The sequence below is a fragment of the Streptococcus oralis genome (assembly GCF_001075875.1).
Classification (GTDB): Bacteria; Bacillota; Bacilli; order Lactobacillales; family Streptococcaceae; genus Streptococcus; species Streptococcus oralis_I.
Map to the genome: position 1 here is coordinate 1 of NZ_JUOS01000094.1, position 12238 is coordinate 12238.

13 protein-coding genes and 1 pseudogene are annotated in these 12238 nt (G+C 34.6%); 3 read left to right on the top strand and 11 right to left on the bottom strand.

All coding sequences use genetic code 11. From position 1 onward, the window contains the following. Nucleotides 1-176 precede the first annotated feature (176 nt). From ADM33_RS05835 to ADM33_RS05870, 8 genes are all read right to left on the bottom strand, one after another. Entirely contained in the window at nucleotides 177-1442 is a 1266-nt protein-coding gene (locus ADM33_RS05835) for a tyrosine-type recombinase/integrase (protein WP_049503710.1), read from the bottom strand. Between the two features lie 100 nt (nucleotides 1443-1542). Further along, the gene (locus tag ADM33_RS05840; protein ID WP_049503712.1) at nucleotides 1543-1803 is read right to left on the bottom strand and encodes a MerR family transcriptional regulator; all 261 of its coding nucleotides are present in this window, start codon (nucleotides 1801-1803) and stop codon (nucleotides 1543-1545) included. A gap of 56 nt (nucleotides 1804-1859) precedes the next feature. Continuing rightward, nucleotides 1860-3158: a replication protein RepA gene (locus ADM33_RS05845; protein ID WP_239684816.1), complete on the bottom strand. Its 1299-nt coding sequence runs from the start codon at nucleotides 3156-3158 to the stop codon at nucleotides 1860-1862. Nucleotides 3159-3318: 160 nt separating this feature from the next. Continuing rightward, on the bottom strand, nucleotides 3319-4062 hold the full coding sequence (locus tag ADM33_RS05850; RefSeq protein WP_049503714.1) for a helicase HerA domain-containing protein: 744 nt from the start codon (nucleotides 4060-4062) through the stop codon (nucleotides 3319-3321). Further along, the gene (locus tag ADM33_RS05855) at nucleotides 4062-4583 is read right to left on the bottom strand and encodes a hypothetical protein (RefSeq protein WP_239684817.1); all 522 of its coding nucleotides are present in this window, start codon (nucleotides 4581-4583) and stop codon (nucleotides 4062-4064) included. The genes ADM33_RS05850 and ADM33_RS05855 overlap by 1 nt, the downstream gene beginning before the upstream one ends. Nucleotides 4584-4598: 15 nt before the next feature. Then, nucleotides 4599-5030, bottom strand: coding sequence for a hypothetical protein (locus tag ADM33_RS05860; protein ID WP_049503718.1), 432 nt, complete (start codon nucleotides 5028-5030; stop codon nucleotides 4599-4601). An 86-nt stretch (nucleotides 5031-5116) separates the two neighbouring features. Beyond that, a complete protein-coding gene (locus ADM33_RS05865; RefSeq protein ID WP_239684818.1) occupies nucleotides 5117-5413 on the bottom strand; it encodes a hypothetical protein in 297 nt (98 codons plus the stop codon). 137 nt (nucleotides 5414-5550) lie between these two features. After that, entirely contained in the window at nucleotides 5551-6012 is a 462-nt protein-coding gene (locus tag ADM33_RS05870; RefSeq protein WP_049503720.1) for a hypothetical protein, read from the bottom strand. 225 nt (nucleotides 6013-6237) lie between these two features. On the opposite strand from ADM33_RS05870, the gene ADM33_RS05875 reads away from it, so the two are divergent. Further along, on the top strand, nucleotides 6238-7191 hold the full coding sequence (locus ADM33_RS05875; protein ID WP_049503722.1) for a hypothetical protein: 954 nt from the start codon (nucleotides 6238-6240) through the stop codon (nucleotides 7189-7191). A 25-nt stretch (nucleotides 7192-7216) separates the two neighbouring features. Here ADM33_RS05875 and ADM33_RS05880 read toward each other — a convergent pair whose 3' ends face one another. Then, on the bottom strand, nucleotides 7217-7552 hold the full coding sequence (locus ADM33_RS05880; RefSeq protein ID WP_049503724.1) for a helix-turn-helix domain-containing protein: 336 nt from the start codon (nucleotides 7550-7552) through the stop codon (nucleotides 7217-7219). A gap of 154 nt (nucleotides 7553-7706) precedes the next feature. Between ADM33_RS05880 and ADM33_RS05885 the strand changes: the two genes are divergently transcribed. After that, nucleotides 7707-10403: an SEC10/PgrA surface exclusion domain-containing protein gene (locus ADM33_RS05885; RefSeq protein ID WP_049503729.1), complete on the top strand. Its 2697-nt coding sequence runs from the start codon at nucleotides 7707-7709 to the stop codon at nucleotides 10401-10403. 313 nt (nucleotides 10404-10716) lie between these two features. Here the strand turns inward: ADM33_RS05885 and ADM33_RS05890 are convergent, their stop codons facing one another. Together ADM33_RS05890 and ADM33_RS05895 are read right to left on the bottom strand one after the other, a co-directional pair. After that, nucleotides 10717-11328, bottom strand: a complete 612-nt coding sequence (locus tag ADM33_RS05890; protein WP_049503725.1) for a Fic/DOC family protein — start codon at nucleotides 11326-11328, stop codon at nucleotides 10717-10719. Continuing rightward, nucleotides 11321-11509 carry a hypothetical protein gene (locus ADM33_RS05895; protein ID WP_000171300.1) on the bottom strand — a complete coding sequence of 63 codons (189 nt, stop codon included), beginning with the start codon at nucleotides 11507-11509 and terminating at the stop codon, nucleotides 11321-11323. The genes ADM33_RS05890 and ADM33_RS05895 overlap by 8 nt, the downstream gene beginning before the upstream one ends. Before the next feature lie 147 nt (nucleotides 11510-11656). On the opposite strand from ADM33_RS05895, the pseudogene ADM33_RS05900 reads away from it, so the two are divergent. Continuing rightward, nucleotides 11657-12156, top strand: a pseudogene (locus ADM33_RS05900) (hypothetical protein). Nucleotides 12157-12238: the final 82 nt, after the last annotated feature.

The following is a 12238-nucleotide window of genomic DNA, read 5'->3' on the forward strand; positions in this document are numbered from 1 at the left end:
AAAAACGCTTGAAATCAGCGTTTTTCTTATGTATTGATTCGTATTGAATGCTTACTTCACCTCTGTAAGGAATACTTAAAATCTATTTTAGTTGCTAGAAACCTTATTAAATCAACGTTTAAGGGTTGTTGATTTTGATAAAACTATCAAAGGTTGCCAAAAAGGTTGCCACAGACTTAAGAGGTCAGCTCAGCTATTTTGTTTAAATAGATATCGACCGCCTGAGTTTGATTCTTAGGAGCAAGTTCAGCATAAATGTCCATTGTAGTCTTGATTGATTTGTGTCCCATCCGAACTTGTAATTCTTTCCAATTCATTCCAGCATTCAACATCATGGATGCGTGAGTGTGGCGGAATAAGTGAAAACCATAATCTGGCAGACTAGCTTCACGCAGTCGCTTTTTGAGTGTTGCACGTTCGTTTCTGTCGCACATATAGTTACCATAAATAGTAGGAAAGATTAACTTACTTTTTGAAAGATTATTTTTTTTGAAATAGAGATTCATCTCATCGTGGAAATTTTGAAGCTCCTCAATGATTTGGTACGGAACAGCTATTCGTCTGTTACCTGAATCAGATTTTGGTGTGTTTTTACAAACGACTTCGCCTTTCAAACCTAATTTTGGTTTTGCATTTTTCCAAACAAGTGTTTTACTAACTAGTATTTCGGAATTGTCAAAATCAAGGTCATAGATAGTCAATGCTAATAGTTCATTGATTCTCATACCTGAAGCAAGTAAACTATCGCAAATAACTTTAAATCGGCGATTAGCCCTAGTATTAGGCAGACTATCAACGATGCTTAACCAAGTAGATAGATCCTCATCATGAAGGACCATGATACGTTTTTTGTTACTTTTCGGCTTTGGCGGGATTTTGATAGACTGAGCGGGGTTAAATTTAAGTTCAAAATGTGTTATTCCAAAATCAAAAATATCACTTAATTTATGGGCAATAGCTCCAAAATCTTTAGCTGAACCCTTTTCAGCTCTCTTTATACCTGCATCCACAGATTCTTTAGATTTTTTTGCTAATTGGTTGATCCAAGTCTGTATATCTGACGAGGTAATTTTTTCAGGCTGATACTCTCCGAATCGTGGTAGTATATAGGTGTCTAGATAGTTCCTCACTCGGTTTAGAGTGTTATCTGAGCTGACCCAAGTTTCGTAGTTTAAAAACCACATTTCAGCTAGATCTGACAAGGTAGCAATGCTAAAAGTTTCTTTCCTTGTTGAACCATTTTCTTCCCAATCAATTTTAGCTTGAATAATTTTACGATCTAAGGATCGTAGGTTTTTAGCTGTTACAGTCGTTTTTACAGGTTTTCCAGTCTTTATATCTAAGCCTAGATAGACGCTCTTTACTGAATAACTAATCTCGCCATTGTCCTTTACTTTCTTGAGGACGGTTTTGCCTTTATGTATGATTTTTTCTATATTCATAGTCGCTTTCCTCAATCAATCGAAGAATTGAAAAAAGCTAAAATAGATAGTATCTCACTTTCTTTCTTTTTTGATACTTCTATTCTAGCACATTTCACTTTTAGTTGTGGCTTAAAAACTCTAAAATAGTATCAATATGATAGTAAACGGTTCTAGTACCCTCAATAGGTGGTTCTAAACGTTTTAGACCTCTATTTTCCCATGACTTTAATGTGTTAGGGGAAATACTGAGCAGATCTAAAATCTCTTTTTGTGTGTAGATGCATGAACTTCTTTTTTCGCTGTTCAAATTCTTTAGCATTTCAATGATAGTGTGAAGCAGGAATTCTATTTGCTTCAATTCAAGATAATCTTGTGACATACTATTCTCTCTTTCTTTGCAACAATAATTGAAATGTGGCATAATAGTAGTAGAGATTAGCCGTAGCTTATCTCATAATACTTATTTGCTATTACTTTCTGATTTGGATGGTTTGGAAGTGGTAGCATTTTTTTTCGATTATTGCTTGGGTTCATAGAACTGTGAAATGCATCCTTTTCGAAGTCATAGTTTAATACACTTGGATTAAACTTATCGAATAGGTATGCAAATTTTTCAATTTGTTCCCTGCTGTATCTATCGAACTCTTCAGGTGTAAATGTAATGGTTTTATACTTGAAGCTACCATCATTTTCTTTAGTTTTAAAATGAAAGATAACCTCAGTAAGTCTCCGTTGTAACTGTTTATAGCTATCAACTTCTCGTTGACCCTCTGATACCATTAAGTCATAAGCTTGTTTTGGAGTGAAAATTGATGTGATGTGTATTTCATTCCATAATGCTACAGTATTAGTGTAGCGGGCATGGAGTTGAGCTGGATAAACATCTGTTACCTTTAAGAACTCTTTGTATGCCATTCCTTTGAATTCATCCAGAAAGAGAATAGGTTCAGCACAATACAGGTCTAAACCACCATTATTATGGTCGGTCCACACATAGATATTTTCTCGACCATAAATTTGTTTTAGTTGAACTTGTGTATGAGACTTCCCAGAGCCACTATCACCAACATGCCAAACAACCTTCAATTCTTTGGTATCAGGAGTCTGAGATAATCTGTGCTGAAAGAAATGCTCACGAATCATCTTAGAGTATTTACGAAATTCCAGATTACCTCGCATAATCTCCTCAGGGGTTGCACCATTCTCAATCTGATTTTGAATAAAATGCAGTTCTGACCTAAATCCTTGGTTTCCAGCCCTCAATTCTCCGTGCACTTTCATGGGGACTACTATCGTATGGGCTTTTTCCTCATGCTTACCAGATTTTTCAAGATAAGTGATAACTTCTTCCTTGGTGCCTCGTGTCAGTTCGGCATGAATTGTAGGGTAAAGTTTCTGTAAGGCAGAAAATCGAAAGGCTTTTTTATCTTCTAGTATCATGTGGCAATGGTGTGTGCCATTTTCACCAATTTCATAATTGACAGCACAAACAACATTTTCGTTGCGAGCAATCCATCGTTCCATTAAGAAATCAACGATTTCTTCAGGACTAAGAGGAACATCAGTATCTGGAAGAAGTTTACGGAACTCCTGAATTCGTTTTGTTGTTTTTGGCTTGAACTTGTCGTTGTCAAAAAAATCCGATTTTTTATCAAATAATTTGTCAACGTTATTTAACACGCAACAGAAGCTATTAGCACGATAATCTGATGAAATATTATTTGCTTTTGTCATGATTTTTCTCCTTTGTCATATATAAGTTGTGACAATTATAATGCTGAAACTTATTGATATATCAGTGTTTAGTAGGTAATGTCATATTGTCATGAAGTCGGGGTAATACTAGCCCGACTTAGCCAGCTAAAGCTGGCGAGGCTGTAAGCCAAACCTCCGCCTAAGGGCTACGGGCAACAGCCTCATCAGTTAGCGGAAGTCCTCGACTAAGTAAGTCAGTAATTAATCGCTCCGCCTTATCCATATCTCTGATAGTATAAGTTCTAGCTTCAATAACGGGTTGACCATCAAATTGAATGTTAACCTCTCCCTGTCCTTTGTTCCGATTAACCTCATCATCGGGGAATAGCATCTGTTTGGCTTGAGGACTTAATCGCCCTATGGAGACTTTAGTAGAGAAGTTCTCGCGACCACCAGAAGGGTATAAAATAGCGTCTATACGTTGACAAACACACAAAAAATGAAAATTGACCTGTCTCGATAGGCGTAATAAATTTCCTACCTTTTGTAAGAACTCCTCTTTATCGGCTTTTTTGGAAATACTTTCCACTGTGCTCTGATATTCTTCAAATACCAAAAAGAAGGGAGGGTACTGACTTTCAGGATTGGTTCTGCGGTTTTCAAAGATACTATAAGCTTGCCGAAAACCATTGTAAACGGAATCACCAAGATACACATTATCAAATTGTCTCCACTGCCAATAGTCTATCCCTTGTTTGTAATCAAGTATCATGATAGAAGCATCATCTGAATGAATTGTTAATATACTTAATATATATTTAATGAAGTAAGATTTCCCGCTATTTGTGGGTGCTGAAATGAGGAGATGTGGAAAGCGGTTGCAGTTCCATTCAATAGGTTCGTTGCTGCTTTCTTTTCTCAGTACATTCAATTTAAGTGTCATCAAATTTCTCCTTCGTCACTGTAGAGGGGTTTAGCCTGACTATGTTTAAGACGATTTAAATCTTCCTTAGTGATCAGATTAATTTTGAGTTTTAAATAAGGTTCTTCCTCTACCATGTTAAATATAACATCAAGGTTATCATTGTAACTACGTACCGTTTGACGTAGCTGAATTTTCCAATCATCAAAGTCTTGTTGAACCGGCATTTTTGATAACCAGAGATAGAAATCTTGCCCCTCTCGTTGTATCCCATTTGGAAAATGAATTGTGTTCAGATATATGCTGAGCTTTGAAGCTTGATGTATAAGCTCAGCATGAAAATCTGAATAATAGTTTTGTTCTTCTTGAGAGTCAATAAATAACTTTAACAAATGTTGAATTTGTAAGTTTGTGTTTTTGATAGCTTTCGGAAGTAGCTCTTCGCTAGGCAATGTATAGATAAGAATAATCATATTAACAAATACAAACCCTAAGTATAGTATTGAAAAGATGGATATTAAGTAGAGTACTAACTGTAACATGTATATCATTAAAGTTTATCTCCTGTTAAACGCATCGTTATACTCTAACGTAATATTCAAACGTAACTTATCATCCGTCCACGCTTCAAAATCGTAGTAAATTATCATCCCATATGGGTAGCTATTCGTCTTATAAGAAACCATATCATATAGTTTTTGAGCATGCTGTTGTTGAGCTGTTGTGATAAAAGGATTTTCTCTGTTTTTTAATAGCAGAGAGTCTTTTTTTACAGCATAACTAGGAACAAGTGCTTGTAAGTATAGATATCCTCTGCTCTCATAAGATATATATTCAAACTTACTCACTAGATTCAAACGATCTTCTAGACTTAAGTTAACTAGTTGATCGCTCCCCAGTATTCCTAGCAACTTTTCACACTCTTTGACACATCTATCAAAAGTAATCGAAGGATTTTGTCTGATTGCTTCTTCAAAAATTGTTTTCATTTTTGTAAACTCTCCTTTGTAAATATTTTTTTGTCAGCACGAAGCAAATTAAGAAGTTGGTGCTCTAGCTCTTTTTAGAATCATACTTATTCCTCTACCGTTGCTTTCTCAGCTTTAATAGATAACGCTGCTCTATTATTAGATAGATAAGCTGAGAATGTTACATTTTGTAATCTCAGATTGATTTTTTCATCTAGATACGAAGTGTATTCTGAAACTGTCGAGTTGTTAACTTTTATGATTCTAGTAATATATTTTCCAGCCTCATTTCGAAAACCAACGTCCAGTTTTACGTTTCCAGTTGCCTGCTTCGTTTCAAAGTCTAGCTCTTGACTCAAACCTAATAACGTTACAGTTACAACAACCTCTTCACAAAAAATCATTCTTTTATTCCTTTCGCCACAATCTTTAAATACTATTGCTGTGTGGGACTTGTTCAGCAATAATAATCACTAAGTAACAGAGTGTTAGGTTATTTTACATTGGAATCACCCCCTTTTATAATCATTTTATATTTTATTTAGTTTGAAAAACTCGCCAATTTCATAAGATTTTTGAGAAATCTATTATAGGGTTTTACTAATTCACAACTATTATCCCAAAAGAAATAATCATAAGCTTCTATATATATTCTTTGGAAATGGTTATTTGTAAAAATTTGAAGAACAAATTCTTTATTAATTGTCTGTAGAGAAAAAATTCTTTGTAGGGTTCGGCTACTGATAGTTGGATAACCATATTCATTTTCAGGTATTCCAAGATCAGTACGATATCTTCTAAATTCCTCAGAATTATCATACTGCATTAATACATCATAGAATGCATAGTTTTTTGGTGGCTTCCTTGTATAAGACTTACTATAGTATTGAAAAGTGAACCAGATACAAGTTATTTTTGCAAGATAATCAAAATCTTCATTTTTTATTTTCGCGGTAATAACTTTAGGGTTACAACCTATTTCTTTAAATCTTTGTAAATCCATTCTTTTAACCTCTTTATTGCAAGTTTTATATCGCTGTATGGAACTTATTTCAGAAACATTGATAATAACATTCTAGAATTAAATTTATTACAAACAACGATCTTTTTTTGATTATGTTGCTATTATACATGTTTAAAAAATCCCAATGTTTTGTATTTTCCCCTTATCCCAATAGCTTTTTTGGTATAATTAATTTATAGTAGTGTGTTGGGGAGGGGAATTGATATGCAAAATAATATTTCATGTTTTGAGGTTTTAATAGAATTATATGAAGAAAACAAAGCATTCCAAAATGAACTAAGAATTATAGTACATGATATTGAGATTTTAAAACAATATATTTACTATTGGAAAAGTTATGAGTTGTTAAGAGATATAAGAGAAGCATTTATACCTAGGAACTTTTTAAACTCTAATAAAAGAGGTTTTATAGAAGATTACTGTGGCGAGAGTAAAAAAACGGATTGGAAAGCTTTTTCAGTTAAGGGAACTACAAAATTTGTAATTTCTTTACTTTTTCAAAATATTAAAGTTGAGTCAGAAACTATAACTGATATGTTAGAGGGGACAGTAGAAGCTTTTTTTGAAGATAAACAATCGGAATTGAGTGAACTATATTTGACTCAGCAAGATCAAGATTTAATTCGTAGTTGTCTAGTTTTTGTTAATAAATACAAAGAAATAAAAGGCAAAAATACTAGATATAGTATATTTGAGTTGTCTAGTGAGCAATTAGACGATATGAAGTCTTTTTTGCTAAAATTTATTATGTATTCACAGGATGAAATCGATTTTAATATTGATTATTCAACCCTTGAACAATATCTGAATAAGGATAACTTTTTAAATATATTAGAAAAATTGACTGCTAGTTTAATTGATTCTAAAAATAGTAGTGAAGAACAAACCAATATTTGGCAAATTATGTTTTTACTTGCTAAACTACGTATAGCAGTTACAGATTCGGGACCTTTACAACCAAGGGAAATCACTAAAGATAAAGGTAGAAATAATTTTTTAGATTTTTCAACAAAAATGAATCTTAATGAATTAAAATTTGAAACTAAAAAACTACAAAAGGAACTAGAATTATTGTTCACTCCGCTATTAGCTAGTCGTTTTATTTGTAGTAGTTTATATGAGTTCTTTTTTAAATGTCGAGGGAATTTAACAAAATAAAAAGCCAAGTTCAAAAATACTTGGCTTAATTTATTTGTTTTAATAGATCTCGGAGAGCTTTTATAGTAGGTTCTCTTTTTTCTGTTGGTAGGTTTCTAATATCTTCAATGAGTTGTGAAAATTCTCCGCTTTGATTTTGATTTTCAATATTAAAAAAAGTATTCATATCAACTTCAAGCGCTTGTATGATTTTTTCAATGGTCTCCAGCTTAACGTTTAATTGTTTATTTTCTAACCTATAAATATAGTTGAATCCCAGATCAGCTTTTTCTGCTAGATATTCCTGCGTCATCCCGCTTTTCAGTCTTAGATGTCTGATTTGTTTTGCAACAAATTCTCTTAAATTTATTTTTTCAGTCATGATAGTACCTCATAACTATCATACAAGTTTATCTCATTGAATAAATCGTTATCAAAAGACTGAAATTATAACAAAAATAATATTTGAAAGACTGTAAAATGTGGTATAATATTATTCATAAAACAGTCTTTTAAGACATAAAGGAGTTTATATGATGGAATCAAACACACAAGGTCACGGCACCATCAAGAAATTGCGCACAGGCGCTGTCGTTTCTACTTTAGCACTTACAACTTTTGGGGTATCTACTACGGTATCAGCTAACGAAACTGAAGTTGCCGTTAATGAGCCAGCAACTAAGGTAGTTGCTAAGGACGAGGTAGTTGCTAAAGTTCCAAGTCAATCGGACGTGGATACGGCTAAGGCTGAATCAGATAAAGCTAATCAGGATGTAGCTAAGCAAAAAGAAGTTGTTGCATCTACTGAAGCAAACATTGCCACAACTGAAAAGACTATCGCTGAAACTACTAAGAAAGTAGAAGAAGCTAAGTCTGTTACACCTGAAAAGGTTGCTGAGGCTAAGGCTGACGCTGAAAAGAAAGCCAGCGAACTTGCGACTGCTGAAAAGACTGTAGCTGACGCTGATAAGTCTGTATCTGCAACTGCCGAAAAGGTTGCTGACCAAACTAAGGTAGTATCTAATGCTGAGAAAACTGCAACTGCTACGGCTAATAAGGTAGCTGACGCTCAGAAAAAAGTAGATTCTCTTTCATCTACTACTGATGTTGCTCCCCTTGAAAAGGAGGTAGCTACGCTTACTAACCAAGTTAGTGAAGACACTCAAGCCGTAGAAACTGCTCAGACTAGCCTTGATAATGGTAAAAAAGCTCAAGCCGACAAAGAACAAGCTATCAAAGACGCCCAAACTGGGGTATCTCAAGCTGAAACTAAACTTTCTCAAGCTACTACAGCCCTTGCTAATGCTAAGGCTGACCAATCTAACAAAGACGGTGCAGTTAACTCAGCTAAATCAGCTCTTGACGTAGCTAAACAAGGTGTCACTGAAACAACTACAACTTCTGAAACAATGTACGATGTTCCTAAGGCAACTTACTCTCCAGCCTTGTCTGATGAGTATATTCAGGCAATTAAAGCCCTAGCTAATGGTACAGGCAATGTTCTTGATGTTATGAAGGCAATCAATAAGCCTTATACTGACGAGAAGACAGGTGTAAGTGCCAATACTCTAGGTGGGTATAACTTTACAGGTAAGTATTTCTATAAAGGTAAAGATATTGCTTATGGTAGTGAAGACACAGATAAAACAGAGATTGTTGATTTCCAACACCTAACAAAAGAGCAAGCAACTAAATTGAGTTTGTATGCAGCATCTATCATTAACGATTTGCGTGCTAAGGTTGGCACTGCACCTCTTAAGGTTAGTGAAAGTTCTGTTGAATTGGCAACTCAGTTTAACCATTATGCAAATCCTTTTGAAAAGGTGACAGACGGTAAGACAAGTCCAAACTATACAAAAACTCTAGCTGAGAAGTTAGCTATGGGTAAAGAATCAGCTAACTTTGACTTGGATGCACTAGGTATTCGAGCAGAGAATATCCCAGATTACGCAGGCAAAGGTACTCTTTCAACTATGGCTCAAATCAAGCAAGTTGTTTATGAGGGTATTGTTCAGACAGTTATGTCTGCAACAAGTACAAGTTCTAGCGAAGATCTATATAGTGGTGCTTTGTCACTTCTAGGTTTCCGTGATACCGATAAAACCAATCTTGGTGTAGGTCTAGGTTTTGGTTATAGTCAGCTTGGGGTAAAATATGAGACTAGTTTCACTCTCTCTCCTACTAAAGAGGTAACTACAACTACCCAGAAGGTAGACGCTAAGGCAGTTGAAACTGCTCAAAAAGCATACGACGACGCAGTTAAAGCATCTGAAGAAGCTAAATCAGCAGTTCAATCAGCTCAAACTGATTACACTAATGCAGAAACAGCTCTTGCTAATGCTCGTAAACAGCTCTCTGATTTGGTAGGTAACAAGATTGATGTTCCGTCACTTGAAAAGGCTCTTGCTGATGCTAAAGATAAACTAGCGCAGGACACTCAAGCTTTGCAAACTGCTAAGGAATCGCTTGCTCTAGCTAAATCAAACGCTACTGACAAAGCTAAGGCTCTTACTGATGCTAAGTCAGCTCTTGAGACTGCTAAGGAAGAACAATCAGATGCAGATAAGGCTCTTGCTACTGCTAAGGGTGAGTTGGAAGTACTTACTAAAGCTCATGATGTAGCAGTATTGGCTCGTAAGTCAGCTGGTCAAGACCTTGCTCGTAAACGTGAAGCGTCTAAAGAGGCTACTGACACTCATACAGTTCTTGAACTTGCTCTTACTAAGCGTGAGGAAGTCCTTAAGGCTTTGGATAAAGAGCTTACTGACGCTAATGCTAAGCTTGGTGTACTCCGTGCTGAGTTGGAAACGGCTAAGGAAGAGTTGGCTCGTCTTGAGGGTATCGCAGAAGCTAAGGCTCGTGGGTATGAGAACTTCAAGCAACTCAAAGCCGACCATGACGCATACCTTGCTGAACAACAACGCTTGCAGGCTTTGAAAGACAAGACAGATGCTATTGTGCAGTCAGGTGGAGAAGTTAAGCCTGTCCTTGATGCCGATGGTAAGGTAGTTGATGTTGTGGATGCGAAGGCTAAGGATAAAGCAGTAGTTGCTACAGTGGGAACTAAAGACGATAAAACATATCAAGCTCCTGCAAAAGCTACAAATACCAAAGAAGAATCTAAGAAACAACTTCCAAATACAGGAACTAAGGGATCGATGCTAGGCTTATTAGGTTTGGGGTTACTAGCAGGTTTAGGATTAGGGTATACCAAAAAGAACTTAAGAAAGTAAAAAAATAAAAAATCTTCTTACTTATTGTAGGAAGATTTTTTTGGATTCCTAAAATTTATTGAAAAGACTGCGCTATTCCAACAATTTTTAGGAATGAAAAAAGTCCTAGAAAATTCTTAGGACTTTACATTCTTCGATTGTTGACTTTCTTTTTTATTTCAAAAAAGGTTGCCAAAAAGGTTGCCATAGAACTGATTTCAAATGATTTGTAATGAATTTCAATATTTCAAAAATCGCATGAAATCAAGGTTTTCAGCATGTACTGAAATGTAATGAAACCTTATTTAACTTCTGTAATTGTCAAGTATTAAACCTATATTTCTTTTAATATTTTACCAAATAATTCTTCTAACTTCCCTAAGTCTCCATAGACAGTTCCGTCCATATAAAGGTTGTAAACTTCATCATCTTGTTCCACTCGTATTTGTGCAGAATACCCTTTTGATAATGCTAAGGAACGAATAACTTCTCGTTGAGTTCGTCCATTACCTTCTCGAAAGGGATGGAAATAATTAAGATTATCAAGAATTTTTGCTAAATGTTTAATGATCTCATCTTTTGAGTTGGCAGTTTGATAATAGGAGTGAATGAGATGATTTATATAGGTTTCTGCAGCATTAAACGACTGTATCGACATAAAAGGATTACCACTTTTAGAGATATTCACCTTGCGATATTGTCCTGACCAGGCATAAACATCTTGAAACAAATAGTTATGAATGGCTAAAATATTACTCATTGAATAGACTTTAATGGCTTTCAAGCGCAAGTCTGCAAGTCTTTTAGTAACGAATAAGTGTTCATTTCGGTAGGCTTCTTCAATATTTGTAACATTTTGTTTATTGATTAAGACTGTGGAATTTGGATAGGTATATTGGTGATTAGGGTCAATGTACTTATAGCCTTCGTATTGATTTTTAACCAATATTCAATTCCTTTCGTCTATTGACAACATAAGTTTTTAAATCAATCACATCTTGAACAGTAGGTTCATAATTTTCAATCATTGATGATCCAATAGCATACCAGACGGTATCGAAATCTGAAAAATTATCAAAAGGAATCCCTAAAATTGTTAATTCTTCTTTATTTACATCAAGAGTCATGTCACATCTCCTTATATAATGTTACCTTTATTATACCATAAAATCGGTATTTTTACCTAAAGGGATAGAGACTATAAGATATATTATGTTTAATGTAGATTTATGATAAAATAGTTTTATTATGAAAAGAAATAACAGAGGTATAGCATGGAGCCATATATTACAGAAGCTTTAGTAAAAGCAGGGTTGAATTGGGAACTCTAACATTTAAGGGAACAACAACACTAGTGAATAGTAAAATTCAATCATTAAAGGAAGAACGTAACGCCGATAAATTACGAAATACTTATGATGAAATTGTAAATGAGTTACTTTCGGAACGAGAACAGGCAATCAGAATTGCTCAGGCATATAAAGAAGAATATGAAAAAGTACATATTGATGATAAAGATATTGAGTATTTGCACAACACTTTAGAACGGGTTATTTCTCTTCTATCTTCATTTACTAATGTTGAAGATGGGAAAGAAGATTCAATGAAACAATTGGTTGCTCTACTTAATAAGGATACTTTAAAGACTATGCAACTATTAGGATTTAATTACAAGGAGGCAATAGGAGAACCTTTAACGGAGGTTTGCTCAAATGCTATAAGAAATAAATTAGGAAGTCTATCATCTAATAAAAACGTACGTAACAAAAAATAATTGAACCAATGGTGTGAACTTTTTGGTAAAATCTAGCTCAATTTGTGTATTTTTAGGGTAAAATTCACACCATTCAACTGAA